Origin of the sequence: Vibrio sp. 10N.239.311.G01 (assembly GCF_041465805.1) — a bacterium.
GTDB lineage: Bacteria > Pseudomonadota > Gammaproteobacteria > Enterobacterales > Vibrionaceae > Vibrio > Vibrio crassostreae_C.
This window is the reverse complement of record NZ_JBFSRM010000018.1, coordinates 80,668-99,813: the sequence shown is the minus strand read 5'-3', so window position 1 is coordinate 99,813 and position 19,146 is coordinate 80,668. Positions and strand designations below refer to the sequence as shown.

General features: G+C 43.1%; 17 protein-coding genes. 8 read left to right on the top strand and 9 right to left on the bottom strand.

Annotation, left to right across the window (positions count from 1 at the left end):
• Positions 1-83: 83 nt before the first annotated feature.
• The 3 genes from AB6D06_RS15090 to AB6D06_RS15080 form a co-directional block, all read right to left on the bottom strand.
• Positions 84-1,355, bottom strand: a complete 1,272-nt coding sequence (locus AB6D06_RS15090; RefSeq protein WP_372058290.1) for a DEAD/DEAH box helicase — start codon at positions 1,353-1,355, stop codon at positions 84-86.
• A gap of 57 nt (positions 1,356-1,412) precedes the next feature.
• Entirely contained in the window at positions 1,413-2,024 is a 612-nt protein-coding gene (locus AB6D06_RS15085; protein WP_372110799.1) for an ACP phosphodiesterase, read from the bottom strand.
• A gap of 137 nt (positions 2,025-2,161) precedes the next feature.
• The gene (locus AB6D06_RS15080) at positions 2,162-2,290 is read right to left on the bottom strand and encodes a hypothetical protein (RefSeq protein ID WP_004738089.1); all 129 of its coding nucleotides are present in this window, start codon (positions 2,288-2,290) and stop codon (positions 2,162-2,164) included.
• Between the two features lie 446 nt (positions 2,291-2,736).
• Here AB6D06_RS15080 and AB6D06_RS15075 point away from each other — a divergent pair, with 446 nt between their 5' ends.
• On the top strand, positions 2,737-3,960 hold the full coding sequence (locus tag AB6D06_RS15075) for an aromatic amino acid transport family protein (RefSeq protein WP_372110796.1): 1,224 nt from the start codon (positions 2,737-2,739) through the stop codon (positions 3,958-3,960).
• Between the two features lie 146 nt (positions 3,961-4,106).
• Entirely contained in the window at positions 4,107-5,531 is a 1,425-nt protein-coding gene (locus AB6D06_RS15070; protein WP_017064641.1) for a methyl-accepting chemotaxis protein, read from the top strand.
• A gap of 408 nt (positions 5,532-5,939) precedes the next feature.
• Here the strand turns inward: AB6D06_RS15070 and AB6D06_RS15065 are convergent, their stop codons facing one another.
• From AB6D06_RS15065 to AB6D06_RS15055, 3 genes are all read right to left on the bottom strand, one after another.
• The gene (locus AB6D06_RS15065; protein ID WP_017059834.1) at positions 5,940-6,665 is read right to left on the bottom strand and encodes an HAD-IA family hydrolase; all 726 of its coding nucleotides are present in this window, start codon (positions 6,663-6,665) and stop codon (positions 5,940-5,942) included.
• Between the two features lie 302 nt (positions 6,666-6,967).
• A complete protein-coding gene (locus AB6D06_RS15060; protein ID WP_372110793.1) occupies positions 6,968-8,776 on the bottom strand; it encodes an HD domain-containing phosphohydrolase in 1,809 nt (602 codons plus the stop codon).
• Between the two features lie 60 nt (positions 8,777-8,836).
• Positions 8,837-9,331 carry a hypothetical protein gene (locus AB6D06_RS15055; RefSeq protein ID WP_017064644.1) on the bottom strand — a complete coding sequence of 165 codons (495 nt, stop codon included), beginning with the start codon at positions 9,329-9,331 and terminating at the stop codon, positions 8,837-8,839.
• A gap of 248 nt (positions 9,332-9,579) precedes the next feature.
• On the opposite strand from AB6D06_RS15055, the gene AB6D06_RS15050 reads away from it, so the two are divergent.
• The 4 genes from AB6D06_RS15050 to AB6D06_RS15035 all read left to right on the top strand — a co-directional run bounded on the left by AB6D06_RS15050 (position 9,580) and on the right by AB6D06_RS15035 (position 15,678).
• The gene (locus AB6D06_RS15050; protein WP_017064645.1) at positions 9,580-10,059 is read left to right on the top strand and encodes a CreA family protein; all 480 of its coding nucleotides are present in this window, start codon (positions 9,580-9,582) and stop codon (positions 10,057-10,059) included.
• 129 nt (positions 10,060-10,188) lie between these two features.
• Positions 10,189-11,493: an inosine/guanosine kinase gene (locus tag AB6D06_RS15045; protein WP_017069885.1), complete on the top strand. Its 1,305-nt coding sequence runs from the start codon at positions 10,189-10,191 to the stop codon at positions 11,491-11,493.
• A 294-nt stretch (positions 11,494-11,787) separates the two neighbouring features.
• On the top strand, positions 11,788-13,536 hold the full coding sequence (locus AB6D06_RS15040) for a formate--tetrahydrofolate ligase (protein ID WP_372110790.1): 1,749 nt from the start codon (positions 11,788-11,790) through the stop codon (positions 13,534-13,536).
• A gap of 237 nt (positions 13,537-13,773) precedes the next feature.
• Positions 13,774-15,678: a diguanylate cyclase gene (locus AB6D06_RS15035; protein ID WP_372110787.1), complete on the top strand. Its 1,905-nt coding sequence runs from the start codon at positions 13,774-13,776 to the stop codon at positions 15,676-15,678.
• Positions 15,679-15,741: 63 nt separating this feature from the next.
• On the opposite strand, the gene AB6D06_RS15030 is transcribed toward AB6D06_RS15035, so the two are convergent.
• On the bottom strand, positions 15,742-16,347 hold the full coding sequence (locus tag AB6D06_RS15030) for a beta-phosphoglucomutase family hydrolase (RefSeq protein WP_017069882.1): 606 nt from the start codon (positions 16,345-16,347) through the stop codon (positions 15,742-15,744).
• An 87-nt stretch (positions 16,348-16,434) separates the two neighbouring features.
• On the opposite strand from AB6D06_RS15030, the gene arfB reads away from it, so the two are divergent.
• Positions 16,435-16,845 carry an alternative ribosome rescue aminoacyl-tRNA hydrolase ArfB gene (gene arfB / locus AB6D06_RS15025; protein WP_017059842.1) on the top strand — a complete coding sequence of 137 codons (411 nt, stop codon included), beginning with the start codon at positions 16,435-16,437 and terminating at the stop codon, positions 16,843-16,845.
• Positions 16,846-16,938: 93 nt separating this feature from the next.
• Here arfB and AB6D06_RS15020 read toward each other — a convergent pair whose 3' ends face one another.
• Entirely contained in the window at positions 16,939-17,256 is a 318-nt protein-coding gene (locus tag AB6D06_RS15020; protein WP_372110783.1) for a helix-turn-helix transcriptional regulator, read from the bottom strand.
• Positions 17,257-17,456: 200 nt separating this feature from the next.
• Between AB6D06_RS15020 and AB6D06_RS15015 the strand changes: the two genes are divergently transcribed.
• A complete protein-coding gene (locus tag AB6D06_RS15015; RefSeq protein ID WP_029236416.1) occupies positions 17,457-17,783 on the top strand; it encodes a hypothetical protein in 327 nt (108 codons plus the stop codon).
• Positions 17,784-17,883: 100 nt separating this feature from the next.
• Here the strand turns inward: AB6D06_RS15015 and AB6D06_RS15010 are convergent, their stop codons facing one another.
• Complete coding sequence (locus AB6D06_RS15010) at positions 17,884-18,945, bottom strand: trypsin-like serine protease (RefSeq protein WP_372110780.1); 1,062 nt, start codon at positions 18,943-18,945, stop codon at positions 17,884-17,886.
• Positions 18,946-19,146: the final 201 nt, after the last annotated feature.

The following is a 19,146-nucleotide window of genomic DNA, read 5'->3' as shown; positions in this document are numbered from 1 at the left end:
ACAAAAACGCGCCGTTACAGAAGTCACTGTAACGGCGCATTTTTATATGTATAGATCTTTAAACTGGAGCTTTGTCCAGCTTGTTAACGACGTGCTTTACCGCGGTTTTGGTGAATCTTAAGCTTCGCTTTCATCTTACGTTTTTCTGATGAACGGCTCTTGCTGCGACCACCACGATCGGGCGCTAGATCTTTTTCAAGGCTTGGTTCAAAGCCCTCTAGCCACTCTTGAGGCAAGCGCGTATCAAGTAATCGCTCAATGTCACCCAATAGGTAAGCTTCATCCTGACTCATCAAAGAGATCGCTAAGCCGCTGTTACCCGCACGGCCAGTACGTCCGATGCGGTGAACATAATCTTCTGCTTTAAATGGCATGTCATAGTTCACAACTTGTTCTAGCTGCTGAATATCAATACCACGAGCTGCCACGTCGGTTGCGATCAACGCACGAACTCTGCCTGACTTGAAATCGTCTAGGGCTTTTTGACGCGCACCTTGGCTCTTATCGCCATTGATTGATGCCGCTTTAATGCCGTCTAACTTAAGCTCTTTAACGAGAGCATCAGTGCCCTGCTTAGTCTTTGTGAACACCAACACTTGTTGCCAGTTTTTTGAACCAATCAAATACGCTAATAGCTCACTTTTACGCGACTTATCTACCGGGTAAACCATCTGTGTTACGGTTTCAGCGGTGCTGTTTTTTGGAGTAACTTGGATTTCACTTGGCTTCTGCATCATACGGTGTGCAATCGCTTTGATTTTGTTATCAAACGTTGCAGAGAAGAACAGAGTTTGACGCACTTCGTTCATGCGAGAAAGAATACGCTTAATGTCAGGCATGAAGCCCATATCTAACATACGGTCAGCTTCATCCAGTACCAGTACTTCCGTTTGGCTCAACATGATGTTTCTAGTGAACATGTGATCAATAAGACGACCAGGCGTCGCGACAAGAATATCTGCGCCACCGCGTAAGTTATCAGTTTGCACCTTCATACTTACACCACCGTAAGCTACGACCACTTTAAGATCGGTACCTTTTGCATAACTGGTTACGTTATCAAACACCTGTTGCGCAAGCTCACGGGTTGGCACTAAAACCAAAGCTCGAACCAGTTTAGGATTTGGAATTACATTATCTTTAGTAGCAAGTAATCTTTGAATAATTGGCAAGCCAAAAGCCGCCGTTTTACCTGTCCCCGTTTGAGCACCAGCCAGTACATCTTTGCCCTCTAAAACCAAAGGAATCGCTTGTTCTTGAACACTGGTTGGAGCCGTGAAGTTCAGCTCTTCTAGCGTAGCAAGTAGATGATCAGACAATCCTAATTGATTAAAAGATTTGGTAGATTCAGACATAGTAAGATGCTCAAAGATTAAATAGGCGCGGATTGTAGCAAACCTACATTACGCTGTTTACCTTTCCTTTTGATTTTTCTTCAATTGAAGCGTATTAAACTCACTCGCTTCTTTTAAAACCATGGGATAAAGCTCATTAAAGTGACACTGCAACGTATCATAATGGTTTTCCAAATCAGCGTAGCACGCTTTTAGCATGCCAAGCTTTGGCCTTCTCAACGCCATTCGCTGTAACACCATTTCAATGGACTCCATATCCTGGTAACTCTCCAACCAGCGTTGTTCTGCCATTTTCTGATGAATGACCACAAAGCTTTCCGGCCAATGAGGTTCTTGATGATCAAATATTTGTTGATGGCTATCGAGACAAAAACGCTCTAGTGATTGCTTAGAAAAATTGGACCAATGATTGGCTAAACAGTGATCCCAGAATACATCGAGTGCGATAGGTGCAAAGCGTTTCGTTTGATTTGAAAAGAGTGATTTAGCAGAACGAGAAACATCGTGCCTGTCTGTATAGCTGTCTACAAACCGATGAAGTCGAATGCCATCGGAAAGCGAATCTGAATAGTGTTTATTTGGGTCGCCTTTCACAAAATCACCTAACAAGTTTCCTGCTAGGTTGCTGTTACAGTATTTGGCGATATGAAGGTGTGCGAGAAAGTTCATTGAACCTCATTAAAGTGTCGAGAACTAAGTAACATGATAAACGTACTTGTTTATCTTCGCGAACTTTAATGAGGATAGCTTTTGGTATGACGAGTGAGCGAATCAGATTTGCTCAGTATAAGAATTGAAATGAAACGTTAGTTAGAAGATGGGAAAAGTTCTTCAGCTAACTGTTTAACTGTCTGTTCGTAGTCAGATAAATCAATGCCAATTTCCATAGCATCTAACAACTCTAGACTTTCGTCATTTAAAGATTGGTCACTCATAGTGCCCCCTCTATTCCTTGATGTGGACGTTATGTCCAATTAACCAGTGCACCATCTTGGACTTATATTATGTCACTTTGATGAACGCACTCTACTCTACCCATTCCATATTTATAGCTTGAAGCTACTCGCGATCATTAACGGTTATCTACGTTAAAGGGGTATACGCGAACGACATATGTACTGCCACCATACATTAAGTACAACAAATTACTCTAATTATTTTGAAGCCGATCATGGTCAAACGTTTGCTCACCTCGTTTTTTGCACCTCAACCACATCAATGTAAATATTAATTTACAGTGGATATTTTAAATTACATTAACCGTTGCAATTGGAATTAAACTCAATCAGAATACTCCAAAATCGAGATATTCTTTGGGTTTATGCGCTTAAGCTAGAAGAATTACAATTAGAACACACCCTAACGTAAAGAATTATATACAATGAATAAATCAAAGGTTTTTGGTAGTACTTTGATCATTGCTGGCACAACAATTGGTGCCGGCATGCTCGCTCTTCCTCTTGCTTCTGCAGGTATTGGCTTTTCAACTTCACTTTTCTTGATGCTTGGTTTATGGGCACTAATGGCATTTACAGCGTTATTAATGGTGGAGTTACACCAATTCGTTGAATCTGATGCCACCCTACATACTTTGGCTCACACGATTTTAGGAACAAAGGGAAAGTGGATTGCGAGCTTCGCTGTTATGTTTCTATTTTACGCACTGTGCGCCGCTTACATCGCAGGCGGTGGTGCGCAGTTTAATCAACGAATTGCCGACATCGCAGGAATTGAGCTCAATGGCCAAGTGACGACTTTGCTGTTTACATTGTTGGTGGCTGGTGTTGTAACTATTGGTACGCACAGTGTTGATAAGGTTAACCGTGTATTATTTGGGCTAAAACTGGTCGCGATGGTTTTAGTTCTGAGCTTCTTAGCACCTAACATCACTTCTCAATACCTATTAAGCATGCCACTACAGCAAGGTCTGATTGTTGCGGCAATTCCAGTCGTGTTCACCTCTTTCGGCTTCCACGGCAGTATCCCTTCTATCGTAAGATACCTTGATGGTGATGTACGCTCTCTACGCAAAGTTATGATTGTAGGTTCCGCGTTACCTTTAGTTATTTACATTTTTTGGCAAGGCGTTACTTTGGGCGTGATTAGCCAAGAGCAGTTGTTGTCTGACACAAGCTTGGGCGCGCTATTAGTCTCGCTATCGCAAACGGTTCATCAATCCAACCTAAGCGTGATCGTCGGTGTGTTTGCAGACCTTGCACTGCTGACATCTTTTATTGGTGTGAGCTTGGGCTTATTTGAATTCATGGGCGACTCACTGAGCAAGAAACTAGGTAACGCAAAACGTGTTAAGACAGCTGCTATCACCTTCTTACCGCCACTGGGGTTTGCCTTATTTTACCCACAAGGCTTCATCATGGCTTTAGGCTACGCAGCCATTGCACTTTCAGTGCTCGCGATTCTGTTACCAACAGTGATGGTCTACAAGGTTCGTTACACTGATTTCTCTGTCAAACCACAATCTTCAGAAGCCAGTTACCAAGTGTTAGGCGGTAGCAAAGCGTTGTTTTTAGCAGGTAGCGTTGGCGTATTTATCATTGCGATTCAAGTTCTTATTTCAGTAGGGTTACTGCCTTCTTTAGGCTAATACCTATACAGAACTAATTTACTTGATTCAGATCTCATAAATGACATATCACTATCATTAATTTTCACAATTAGTCGATTGAAGTCACATTTTTATTCAGGTCGGTTATTTAGAGTCCACGGTAAAGGATTTACCGTGGAGTTTTTATGAAAGAAGTACAATTTCGAACGATAGACAAACTGTTTATTAAGATGTCGATCAACGACAAGTTTTGGGTCATTTTCTTAATCTTTTTTGCCGCTCTGGCAAGCCTAGCTGGACTGAACTACGTCAACAAAATGGAACACATTGACGTAACTGCAAAACAGCAGGTCGAGTATCAACTGCAAGGCATTTTATCAGCATCAGATTCCCCGGCATCTGTTCGCTCTGTTAGCCAGCAAACTCGCGCTCAACAAACCACTATTTCAAATAATGGTTCTGTGACTGCCACAGCACTCGCACAAGATGGCAACTACTACTCACTTACCGTTTCAACTAACGATATACAGAATCAAAAGCAGCAAGCACTGTACACTTTATTACTGAGCTTCTTGTGGTGTGTGCCTTTTGGTCTTTTCTGTTACTGGGTAGCGACTTTCCTAGGCGGCGCACTTTGGGTTCTTTATTCAACGACTCAAAAGATTGGTGATGGTGACTTAACATCACGCCTTGGCTTCCACCCTGGCCGTGATGAGTTCGGCACGATTGGTTGTGCGCTTGACCGTTCAATGGACACGCTTAGTGAGTTAGTCAACAACGTAAACCACAGTGCAGCAACGCTAAGCGAAACATCGGCTTCTTTCGAAACTGAGATGAAGCGCAGCGAAACACAAATCATGAGCCAAAATGCCTCTCTAGACTCTGTAGCGACAGCAATGGATCAGATGACAGCTTCGGCAAATGAAGTCTCTAACATCTCTGCACGCTCAACTGAACAAACAGAACAAGACGCGCAGCAAATCAACGATAGCCACGCGAAGGTTCAACAGGCAATCTCGGAAATCACCACCCTTTCTTCTTTGATTGAGCAAACCTCATCTTCTGTTACTAGCTTGAATGTGAATACGAGCCAAATTAACGAGGTCATCACGACGATCAATGCTATTTCAGAGCAAACTAACTTACTTGCTTTAAATGCCGCGATTGAAGCCGCTCGTGCGGGCGAGCAAGGCCGAGGTTTCGCTGTTGTTGCTGATGAAGTAAGAACACTGGCAAGCCGCACTCAGTCGGCTACTGTAGAAATCCAAGCGATGATTGAACGCTTACAGCAAGAGAGCCAAAATATCGCGAAGATCACCGAACAGACGGTTGACCAAGCGCAAACCAGTAGCCAGTTGATTTCAAACATTGGTCACGACGTAAACTCGATTGCAGATTCAGCTCAAGCACTAATGGATATGAGTATCCAAATCGCAACATCAGCCGATGAGCAAAGTAACGTTGCCAATACGATTGCAGCAGAGCTTAACGATATTCGAAGCCAATCCGATGTGATTAAAGACGTGGCTCAGAATTCTTCAAATGGCGTATCTAGGCTAACAGAAGCGTCGGTTTCTCTATCTCAGACATTGGCACGCTACCGAACTTAAGGATCAACTGGTGAACTAGCGGCGTGAATTGAAAACAAACTAATGAGGACTCGTAATGGGTCCTTTCTTTTTGGCTTTTGTTTAATAACATTACAAGAACCATGGTCAATAACGATGACATTATCAATTACCATGAAGCAAGTCGCAAAGGAGAGATTAAGAAGTGTCAGAACTGTCTAATATTCGAGCTTAGGAGTAATCTAATTGAACGGGTCTTTTTTCGCTTACCCCCTTGCTGCAGGTGACACATAATGAATAAAACAGAAACACCAAACACCGACGACATTACATGCCCTTTATGCCAACACGACGAGTATCTGCTTTCAGAAAGTGGAGAAAAGTTTACTTGTGCATCTTGCGGTTTCCACACCAAACAATTTAGTAAGGTAGTCAGCCTTCAACTAAGCTCTACCCCACCAAAGCTGCAGAATTCGATATACCACCATTTGAGCAGTGCTTGCCATTAATCCAAACTGAAATTTCTTCTAAACTGTAGATATCCTGAGCCGCGAGTTCTGCTGAGTCGGCTTCGGGATCTACGATTGCTTCATCAATACTCGGGCGTAATCGAAACGATTGGATACCCGCGCGAACACCAGCCTCAATCCCTTTCAACGTATCATCCACGTAGATGCACTCATTTGGCAGAAAGCCCATGTTCATGGCCGTGTACATGATTAGATCAGGCTCTGGCTTCCAGCTGTTAGCATCAAAAGCTGAGAACACTTTGCCTTTGAAGTCGTCTAGCATGCCTGTCATCGCCAATGAAGATTCAACCCTAGATTTCGGTGCATTGGAAGCAATACAAAACTCGATGTCTTGTTGTTTGAGGAATTCAATAAGTTCGATAGCGCCATCCATCGGTTTTAAATGACGCTGGAACAGTGCTTGTAATTCATTGCGATATAACGGCTCAAGTGTATCAATCGAGATAGATAGCCCAAGACGTTCTTGTGTATCCATTAAGATGTCAGCTAGCTTCCCGCCTTGGAAATGCGCATAGCAGTCGTTGACGTTTAGCTCCGCTCCAAAGCCAGTGAAAACGTTCACCAAAGCTTGGCAGCACAGCTTTTCACTATCGATAAGTGTTCCGTCACAATCGAAAATCACACATTTAGTCTGTTCTAACCGCATAGGTATCTCACTCAGATTGAATCCAAGTTTTATCCTATAGTGTTCTTTCAATGCGCGAGATGATTGAGGTAACAGTTTGCAGATACAGGCTTATTTCTCTTCGCGAAATATGGAGTTGATCACTTTATCGCTCGGCATAAGCAACAGTTTTTATTAAATTAACCCAGATTCTACGAAACCAAATACTGCGAGCTTTACATAAGCTACTCAATTTCAGGGGAAATATAAATCACTACTTCCTAGCCGGATCGTGGTGAATCGATAAAAAAAATGGCTTATAGGCTACTCAGATAGAGCGACAATTAGCTAACAACCGACTCTTTTAAGACCTTAGCTTCAAGCGAAGGTGAAGACGCATATTCTACAGTTCCAGTATCGGGGTACGAATCTCGGATAGCGACAAACTCGGATAAGTGTTTCAGTAGCAATTTAGTTAGCTGAGGATCAAACTGGTAGCCACACTCTCGCTCAAACAAATCGACCACCATATCTAACGGCCACGGTTCTTTGTAGCAACGTGCACTAAGCAGCGCATCAAACACATCGGCTACGGCAGTGATACGAGCAAACAGGTGTATTTCATCACCCACTTTTCCATTCGGGTATCCAGCACCATCCCAACGCTCGTGATGTTCGTTAGCAATGATTGCCGCGAGGTTGGTAATATCACCCGCTCCGCTCTTTAGTAAGTTATAGCCAGCCGTAGTATGAAGCTTCATCACATCCCACTCTTGGTCGGTTAATTTCCCAGGTTTATCCAAGATTGATTCAGAGACTGAAATCTTACCCACATCGTGCATTGGGCTGATGATCTCAATCATCTCGACCTCGCGATGGCTCAAGCCACGATACTTAGCAAGCAGTGCAGACAACTTGGCTACACGCTTAACATGATTACCAGTTTCGCCAGAGCGGGTTTCAATTGCCTCTCCGAGAACATGAATCATATCCTTTTGGATATTCAAGGTCTGTTTCTGAAGCTTTAAGATTCGTTTGTTCTTATTCGCCAACTCTTTCTTTTGGCGCAGAGTGACAAATTGCATCAAGATGATCAGGCTCAAACCCGCAATCACCATCGACAGCCCCAATAACAACTGGAAGTTTTTGCGAATAAAGGATGAAGGCTCGTTAATGAAAACCGCTTCGTCAGGTAACGCGTTTCCACTAATCCCGTATCTCTTCATTGCAGGGTAATTGAATACAAAACGTTTGTTGTCTCCGGGAGTTAACGGTGTAGTAAAACCAAGTGGAAGGTATTTATCCAACGCATCGACGGCCTGTTCACCCATGCTTTGTGAGTGATTAACGTAACCACCGAGTACATCACCCGAAATATAGAACTGCCATAAAGCAAACACCGGAGCAGCACTCGCTTTTGACAACGTATCCGCAATCTCTTGGTAAGTGTGATAAACCCCTTGCTTTAACTCGGTGTTGTAATGACTGAGCAATACCGCATCGTCCGCAGAGATCCCTTCCAAAAATTGGCTCGTATGCTCCAGCGACAAGTCGCGAATTTCTACGAGATTGATATTTGAAAATTCAGCCATCATTTTGTTCATTTCTTTATGAATCAATTCAGACGTGACACTGTAATCATTTACAAAATAGAGATTCTTTAGATTAGGTCTTAATTTGGAGATCAGCTTAATATTAACGTCTATCTGATCGTTCTCGTAAAGCACAGTTGCTCTGTCAGACACCGCGTACATGTCGGTGCTGAAATCATTGATGCCGGCTGCAACGACAGGTGTGGAGCGATCAATCAAATTAGGCAGAGATTCAAGAAAATTGGCTGCGTTATCGTCCGTCGCAATTACGCCATCAAATTTATAACCTGCATACTTCGCACGTAAGTAGTTCGCGAGAGAGTCGTAATACTCTGGGCTGTGGACACGCTTTGAATCCAAATACTCTATTGAGAGTTTAACTTCGGTTTGAGACTGGCTGAACGCACTGTCTATCCCTTTTTGGAAGTCAGCAGTCCATTGATAAGAAGGTTCGTATGAGTGTAAAACTAGGATGCGTTTAATATCCCAGTCGTTAGCAAAACTGAGTGAAGAATAAGCGCTAACACATAATACAGCGATTGATATCAATAGCTTGTACATACAATACCCTTTAAATAAGACGGGGTATTGTACTTAGATTAACGCTTTGTCAAAGAATCTTTAGTTCTCGATCCATACTTTATCGCAAGAAGCATGATCTTGTGCCCAAAAATCGTGTAACTGCTTAGCAAAGTTGTTGATACTTTGACCATTTTCAGCAACGACATCCGAGATCAATAGGGAACCATCCGCTTCTGTGACGATAGCGCTCGCCACAACTTCACCGTTTTGAGTACCAATATATAATACATGATCGTCAGAAAGCATAATTTGGCTCAAGAACTCAAGCATGTGTGCCCTTTCGATTTCATCTTGGTAAACGCTTGCTTGGTTGAGTGAAAATAGCACGGTCAATTTATGGAAATCGACTTTATGCAGTTCATCAATTTGGGAAGGAGTTTGATCTTGTGCTAGGAGTTGGTATGTCTTGGATGGAAGTTTGCTTTGATAAAGTTCACGGCCGAGGAGGCTCTCTTTTGCGGGGTAAGCAATATCGAGCTGACTAAATAGCCATTGGTTTTTCTTGTGTGCAATTTCAGGTATTTCGTTATTCATTCTTTTAGTACCTACGGTTAGTATCCCCAAATATCGCAGTTATTTGGAAGACATACGGTCGGCTGAGGTGCCGAGCTACAAGCAGAGAGCATACAGAGCATGACCAAGGCCAACAAGTACTTTAAATGCTTCATATTTTTCATTATCCAACAACATCCTTTAAGAACTTAACGAAAAGCTCTACACTCGTATCCAAGCTTTCAATATCCTTATAGTAAATAGAACTATATAAATAAAAAGGACTTCTTATGAAAAAAGCCTTAATAGCAGCAGGTATCGTGACAATGTTAGCTGGCTGTTCGGACAACGAGGTTGGCGACGTCTCACTGGGTTTCTTCACAATGAAGGATATCAAGATGTCTTCATTGGATGACGATAAGATCGCGGGTGTTACCTGTCATATCGCATCAATCGAAGCAAACCTTAGCCTTTCTGATCCAAGTGATAGCTCTATATCTTGTCGTCAAACAGGTGAAATTACACCAGAAATGATTGCTCAAATAGACAAGAGTAAGTCTGGCGAAGTGGTATTCAAGCAATCGAAAAGTATCTTCTTTAAAACAATGAAGGTTCGTCGTATCTACGATGCAGAGAATCAGTCGCTGCTCTACTTGTCTTACACCACCAAAGAAACAGAAGGTAGCTTCAAACACAGCCTTTCAACTGTTCCACTATGGGGTACAGAGGCTTACGTTGATCCAGCGACGTTAGTACAGCCAACCGAGTAGTTTCAAACATATAGTTAGTTGAATCACCTGTACAGACATTGTGCAGGTGATTCAAAATGTAATAAAAATGAAAGAAACAGAAACAAAATGTGATATCATGCGGCAAAATTTTTTCACTGTATTTTTCATATGAAGTTTCCTGGACAGCGTAAATCTAAGCACTACTTTCCAACTCACGCACGTGATCCGTTGGTCAACCAAATTCAACAAACGCCTAAGCTTCACCGCGCAACGATTGTGGGTGTTGGCCAAACGATTGTTGATATCGAAGCCCGTGTTGACAACGAGTTCCTAGAAAAATACGAGCTGAGTAAAGGTCACTCACTGGTATTGGAAGAAAGTAAAGCAGATGCGCTGTATGAAGAGTTAGTTGAGCGCGGTTTGATCACGCATCAATATCCTGGCGATACTATCGGCAACACACTGCACAACTATTCCGTACTTGCGGACAGCAAATCTGTCCTGCTTGGCGTAATGTCTAAGAAGATTGAAGTTGGCTCATTTGGTTATCGTTACCTTTGCCGCACTTCTTCTCGTATGAATCTAAACCACCTTCAAACTGTTGATGGTCCAATTGGTCGTTGTTACACGCTGATTTCTGAAGATGGCGAACGTACGTTTGCAATCAACGAAGGCCACATGAACCAACTTCTTCCAGAAAGCATTCCTGAAAAAGTCTTCGAGAAAGCTTCTGCATTGGTTGTGTCGTCATACCTAATGCGTGGCAAACCTGAAGATCCGATGCCAAAAGCGGTACAAAAAGCGATTGAATACGCGAAAGCGCACAATGTGCCTGTTGTACTAACACTTGGTACTAAGTATGTGATCGAAGGCAACGCTGAATGGTGGCAAGAATACCTGAAAGAAAACGTAACCATCGTCGCGATGAACGAAGATGAAGGTGAAGCGCTAACGGGTGAAAAAGATCCTCTATTGGCTGCTAACAAGGCACTTGAGTGGGTTGACCTAGTTCTATGTACTGCAGGTCCTATTGGTCTATACATGGCAGGTTACACTGACGAACCAGCGAAACGCGAAACCACACTGCCATTGTTACCGGGTAACATCCCTGAGTTCAATAAATACGAATTCAGCCGTGCGATGCGTAAGCAAGACTGTAAAGACCCAGTAAAAGTGTACTCTCACATTGGCCCTTACCTAGGTGGCCCACTTGAGATTAAGAATACCAATGGCGCTGGCGATGGTGCACTTTCAGCACTACTTCACGACATGGCAGCAAATAGCTACCACCACGTGAATGTACCAAACTCAGAGAAACACGAGCACACTTGTCTAACTTACTCTTCACTGTCTCAAATTTGTAAGTACGCAAACCGTGTAAGCTACGAAGTGTTGACTCAGCACTCTCCTCGCCTTTCTCGTGCACTGCCTGAACGCGAAGATAGCTTAGAAGAAACATACTGGGATCGTTAATCGGCCATATTAGGTAGTTACCTCTTAGAGGTTAACGCCAAGTGAGATTACCCATTCCTTGAAGGGCTGCTATATGCAGCCCTTTTTGTATTCAACGCCAATATAATTGCAACTGAAGGTAATCAGAACGAATATTTTGCTCGTTTAAGATTTGATCTCGCGCAATGACTCTTTAGATCTGTTATCTTCCAGCACATAATTCGTGTGGTTTGCCTTTACTTGGCAAATTTATACAGTACTATCGCCACGCAAACGTTTACGTACCGCCTTTCGGTTCTGATATAAGGATCAAATATGCTGTCTGATATTGATATTTGTCGCTCTACTCCCCTTAAAAACATCAGTGAGGTTGCCAAGCAAGCTGGCCTGCACCACAACGAACATCAGCCATTAGGGCAATTCAAATCTAAAGTGTCTCTCACGTCACTTGAACGTCTCGCCAACCAACAAGATGGTAAATTAGTCGTAGTCACGGCGATCACACCGACACCTCTTGGTGAAGGCAAAACCGTCACTACTATCGGATTAGCACAAGGCCTCGCAGAGATTAACCAATCTGCAATGGCCTGCATTCGCCAGCCTTCAATGGGTCCGGTATTTGGTGTAAAAGGTGGCGCTGCGGGTGGTGGTTACTCTCAAGTTGCCCCTATGGAACAATTAAACCTGCACCTGACGGGCGATATTCATGCTGTTACGGCCGCTCACAACCTCGCCTCTGCCGCCATTGATGCACGTTTGTATCATGAACAACGGGAAGGCTTAGAGGCGTTTGAAGCGCGTTCTGACTTAAAAGCCTTGGATATTGACCTAAGCAGAATCGTTTGGCGACGTGTACTTGACCACAATGATCGCGCACTACGCATGATCACGGTTGGCAAGAACGAAGCAGACAAAACAATTAACGGCTTTGAGCGAGAAGATGGATTTGATATCTCAGCTGCTTCAGAGCTAATGGCCATTCTTGCTCTAGCCAATGACCTTCAAGATTTGAGAAAGCGCATCGGACGAGTGGTACTTGCCTACAACAAACAAGGCTTGCCGTTGACCGCAGATGACTTCAACGTTGCAGGCGCAATGACCGTAACCATGAAGGATTCTATTGAACCAACATTGATGCAAACCCTTGAAGGCGTTCCTACCCTAATTCACGCCGGGCCTTTCGCGAACATCGCACATGGTAACTCTTCAATTATTGCCGATAAGATAGCGTTAAAACTGAGTGACTTTGTCGTGACCGAAGGTGGTTTCGGCTCAGATATGGGCTTTGAAAAAGCGTGCAACATAAAAGCAAAAGCGTCGAACAAAAAGCCCGATTGCGCTGTGGTTGTTGCAACATTACGTGGATTAAAGGCCAACTCTGGTTTATACGATTTGAGACCCGGCACTCCATTACCAGATTCAATTTTTAATGATGACCAAGACGCGCTAATTGCAGGCTTTGAGAACCTAAAATGGCACATCAACAACGTTAAGCAATACCAAGTGCCTACAGTTGTTGCGATTAACCGATTCCCACAAGACTCAGCTCAAGAGCTCGATGCTTTGAAACAGATGATCACCGACTTCGACTCAAGCGTTAACGTTGAAGTAAGCGAAGCATTTGGTCAAGGTGGCGAAGGCGCGACTCAACTGGCTCACGCTGTAGTCAAAGCTTGCCAAAAACAGAGTGAATTTAAGCCTTTGTATCACTCAGAGCAAAGCCTAGAAGAAAAGCTGATGGCAGTTGCTGAAGTTGGTTATGGCGCGGCAAGTATTTCGCTATCTCCACTGGCTAAAAAACAACTGGCTGAATTCAAACTGCATGGCTATAGCGACCTATCAGTTTGTTTGGCAAAAACACCACTATCGATCTCGACAGAAGCACACGTAAAAGGTGCACCAACCCAATTTGACGTGCCTGTTAGAGAACTAAAATTGTGTGCTGGTGCTGGCTTTATTTACGCGTTGTGCGGCAATGTAATGACCATGCCAGGCTTGCCTGACAAACCGGCGTTCATGTCGTTAGATATTGATAGTAATGGAAATATCGTCGGCCTAAGCTAGCTGCCCTTAGTTAGATAATCGGCAATTAATCGCGATTAATTTAGCTTAGGTTTCGGAGCAGTGTTCTATATTGAGCAATCATTTACTAACGAAGTGATTGCTCAACAATCAAGCTTAAGTGCAAAAAGTTGCACTTAAATCGTAGTTATATGCGAATCTTGTCTTAACTTCTGGGTCAAGATCACATTAAAAACCCTATAAAATATATAGTATTGCGCTGATTCTTTGAGGACAGTGATGAATACAAGTATAAAAAAACTAGTCAGCCAATTTCTATGTACCATCTTTGCCCTAGGACTAGTCCCTGCCCTCTACATTAACTCTGAATTTGACAGGGTTGAAGCTCAGCACACGCTAAATATCCAACAGTCCAGCCAGAACCAGATCGAATACAGCTTTCATGAACTCGCTGTTATTGTTGAGCAAATCTCTAACTCTGTTCCGTCAATCGCCGACTCTCAAACACTACTCCGAGCGATTCGAGAACCTTCTATTATCCATAAAGAAACCCTGCAAGATCTTTGGGTGATGTTAGCTCGTGGCCAAAAATACTATTCCCAGCTTCGTTATCTCGATCTAGCCGGCAACGAAGTGTTCCGCGTTAACTACAAAGACGGTCGAGCCACTGTCGTCCCCGAGAACGAACTGCAGAACAAGTCTTCGCGTGATTACTATGAGGTACTACAGCAATTAAAGATTGGTGAGATTAGCTCTCGCGGTATTGATCTTGAAGTCGAAAACGGAGAGATCGTTCGCCCTTTGATTCCAGCACTACGCATTATGACGCCAGTCGCTGAAAACAACCGCATTATTGGTTACTTCATCGCAAACCTGAACATGCTTGAGATTTATAAGCGCCTTCACTATCAAATTGGTGCATCTTCTGCTGTTCCTATTATTCTCAACAAAACCGGACACATAATCATGGGGCCGGATCCTACGGAATCTTTCGGACATGTAATTGAATCACGTTCAGAGCAGACTTACGCAAAGTTATACCCTGAGCTTTGGACTGCGATTCAAGACAAGACATCTTCGAGCTATTTCGATGGTGAGAACTGGTATTTTCATTCCGACATCAGCCCTAAAATCAAACAGTTTGAAGGCCCTATTTACATGGTTCTTCACATTGAAAATCAGCAGTTCAGCAGTCAATACCGAGAAGAAAAACAAGCGATCGTCGTTCAGATCATCACCTTGTCTTTCTTGATTTCGATGATCTCCGCTGGCTTCGTATTGTGGAACAGCAACCACAAGAAGAACAGTATCGAGAGCCAACTTGCTAAGGCCGCAATGAATGGCATGTCTGCCTTGGTGATTACCGACAGAAACAACCGAATCATCAAAGTAAACCAAGAGTTCACCCGTGTGAGTGGCTACGAGTTAGAAGACGTAAAAGGCCGCCAACCGTCCATGTTTGCCTCTGGTCGCTACAACGAAGAGTTCTACATCAAGATGTGGAGCATCATCAAAGAGAAAGGCATGTGGGAAGGCGAAGTGGTTAATCGTCGTAAAGACGGGTCTTTGATCACGGAAATATTGCGAATCCAAACCATTAAAGACTCGAAAGACGTGATTCAGTTTTATGTCGCTTCATTTGTGGATATAAGTAAACACAAAGAGCTAGAAAACAAACTGAGAAACCTGAGTGAAAAAGATGCCTTAGCTGGGTGTTGGAACCGCCGTAAATTCGATCTTGAGCTGCGAGATGAGTGCTCTCGTGTTAATCGTTACCCTACTCGCGAACAGTCTTGTTTAGCGATTTTGGACATAGACCACTTCAAACGCATCAACGACAGATTTGGTCACGATTATGGAGATCGCGTCATTCAAACCGTTGCTCAAGTATTACAACGAGAGTGCCGAGAAACTGATTTTGTGGCTCGTATTGGTGGCGAAGAGTTTGGCGTTATTCTGCCTCATACCACAACAGAAGAAGCTGAGTATGTACTTAACAGATTGAGAATCGCAGTCAGTATTGAGCTCGATAACGTGGTGACGGTCAGTGGTGGAATTACCAACCTGACCAACGACCCTGCTCTTAGCTACAAGTGCGCCGATTTAGCACTTTATGAAGCCAAAGCAGCAGGTCGAAACAGTGTGTGCCTGTTCCTAGACAGCGAAATGAGCGAAATCGCCTAACAGAAAATCAGTATTGTTCCGCTAGGCTATTAGTTTGGCGGTTTAACAACCCAATCCTTGCAATCAGCTTGGTGCAGGATAGAACTCTAGTTTGTTCCCCTCTACCACTAGAATACAATCCATGTTCGCAGCATGAGCAGCCTGCTTACCTAGGTTCGTATCTTCAAACACAACACACTGCTTTGGCTGCAAACCCATACCAAAACACGCATCTAAGAAAGTATCCGGATTTGGTTTGTGATTCTTAACGTCTGTTGCTGTCACGAGAATATCGAGCTTACTCAAGATCTCTGTCTTATCCAGTAACTGTTCGGCACTTTTACGTTGACTGCCCGTTCCGACTGCAATCTTCTTGTTACCCAGATGCTCTAACAACAGAGAGTGAGTACAAGGGATAACGTCTCCTTTGTCTTCGATAGCCGCAAACGACGCCATTTTAAACGTAGAAACCGCTTGTGGGTCGAGCGATAAACCGTATTTGCTGTTCACCTCACCGGCTATCTTATAACTCGGCATGCCACCTAAGCTATGCAGCCAAGACGCTTCAAAATGAAAGCCAAACTCTTCAGCCGTTCGCTCCCACGCCTTTACATGTGCAGGCATTGTATCGATCAACGTACCGTCCATATCAAAGATTAATCCTTCATATGCCGTTAAATCTATTTTCATCACTACTACCACTCTTAAATAAAGTTACTGATACCATAACCAATATTCAGTATCATGGCGCCATATTACCGTTCAAAATGGATGTTTATGTTACAAATATCTAACTCTGTTTCGATTCAAGACTGGGAACTCCAGTTAACAGCGATCAGAGCACAAGGAGCCGGCGGTCAGAACGTCAATAAAGTATCGAGCGCGATACATTTACGTTTTGATATCAAGCACTCTACCCTACCTGACTTCTATAAAGAAAAGCTCCTCGCACACAAAGATAGCCGCATCACCAAAGACGGTGTGATTATCATTAAAGCGCAACAGTATAGAACTCAGGAACAAAACCGAGATGATGCTTTAGTGCGCTTGAAAGAATTGATCTTGGAAGCGACAAAGGTTCAAAAAGTAAGACGAGCAACTAAGCCGACGCGTGGCTCTCAGAAAAGACGTTTAGAAAGCAAAAAACAAAGAAGCACCACCAAACAGCTGCGTGGAAGAGTGAGCTGATGGCTTCATGCCCTCAGAGAACACATTACCCTAGAAGTATCTGTCAATTTGACTAACGAATCGATCTATTACGCTGTTTATTTGAAAGAAAGACTACTGCTTCTTTTTGACCGACAAAATCAGCTTGATCAACAACAGGCGCTCTTCGCTGGTCAGCAGACGACTGACCGCAGCTACATCTTCCGCTGTTACTTGTGATGCGCCAACAATATCAAGCACCACATCCAAATCCGTCACTTTTAAGGTTCTAGTGATTGAACGATACTGAGACATCTTGATGTCCGCCTCTCCGCGTTCAATCCTTTGATAGGTTTTTAAGCTCATTTCTGCACTCGAGGCTAACTTTTCTTGAGACAAGTTGGCTTGTTTCCTACGCTCAATCAGCGCCAATATTATGGGTTCTTGTGACATAAGCTCATCCTCAAAAGACAGTTATGTCCTAAATTCAGCAAGAAGCAGACCATATTGACTTGTGATGGTTTACATAAGCCATCAAAGGCATATTATTCGCTTGATAAAACCGTTACGTTTCATAAACCTTCACACTGATATCAGTTGTGAACGTACAGGCTAGGTAACTTGAGTATTCAAGTGTTGGGAAATAATAAAAATTGCATATTGCGAATAAGAAAGACGTCAAATTGGAAATTGCGAATCGCTATACATTGGCATTTCCTTGCATTAGTCACGCATTAGAATCAGACAATCCCCGCCCAGAAATTATTGCAATACAACATAAGCTACTCACGTACAAAGAGGTGTTGCTGCACGGGAACATGTTGGAAGGTAAGGAATTAAAGCAAGCTTTTTCTGCATTGAACGAAAATGAAAAAGGTGTGGCTCAAGGTGGGATTAAAAGCATCAATGCTGCGATAAAAGAGATGGATGAGATTCTAGAAAGATACAGCCGTAAAGCGGTTATCGAGCTGAGTAACTAGTTCTACAAGCAACTAACCAACTGCACACCTGCAAAAGTAAAAAATAAAAAGTCGACGCTATCTTTAAATAAAGCGTCGACTTGTTCAAAACATTGAAGATCTAACGTTTAACTGCTTTTCTAACACCAGCAATCAACATCAGCATCCCTAGCAAACCAAATGAAATACCTCCGCCACTGCTACCAGAGCCAGTTGACGCACTTGTCCCAGCAACAGCAACTCGTTTTGCCTCTGTCGCGGTAAACTGGACAGTTTCCGTGCTATCATTTACCCCTTTAGTTACATCCGTAATCCAATCTTTATAATCATATACCTCTGTAAATACAGATGTTACGCCGATGTCATCACCGCAAGTAGTCGGCCCAAAACTCGTTATACCGACCTGTTCATATGTAGAGCCATTTTTCCAAAACACCGGACCACCAGAATCGCCTTGGCATGTACCCCCGTATAAGCCATTATTCGGTCCGTTACCGTTGAAACAAATTTGTTTATCAGTGACTAACGGACCGAAAACAGCTTTACAATTAAGAGTATCAACATATGTCAGGTCAACTTGTTGTAGCAATGTCGTACCATCAACATCAGTCTCGATGTCACCATGGCCAACTGCAACGAAATCATTCGCAGCATTAAGGTATGTATCAAATTGAGGGATAACAGTTTCAGCTGAGGATTGAAGGTTAAGAGAAGCTTCTAACTTTAAAATCGCAATATCATTTCTTAATAGTTGATTGATACTGTTTGAATAATCCGTTCGATAATACACCTCAGATACTCGTACTTTCTGGATGCTACCGTTAGGGAATAGAGAAGTATCTTCCAATTGAGGAACAACTACCGTGAAAAGTTGAGCATTCTCATCACCATAAATACAGTGTGCAGCAGTCAGTACATGATAGCTATCTAAAATTGTCGCACCACAGTAAGGGCCTGTTGAGTAAACACCGTCATAATCAATACGATCAATGAACAAGCTTGCCATCGAAGGAAATTCCGTGACTGAAGCGTCGCTACCATTCACAATATAGGGTGTTACACCCAAATCAGGAGTACTTTCGTCCGTGTTTTCCGTTGCCATAACACTTGATGTGTAAATTAATGGCGCTAAAAGCCCTAAAACGGCTTTACGAACCGGACTCATTGTATGGTTTACGTTCATAGTTAACTCCTTGTAACCCCTACTACTTATTTACAAAAATGATGAATCGTCACCATAACACGTCACAATCGTGATTATAGTAAGTATTTGTAACGATATCGCCACATATCTCATTTTATAAACGAATTTTAAGTAACCGTTGTTAGTGGGTAACGTTAAAAGCAATACGTTACCAAAGACATACGCTACCAAAATCAAAAA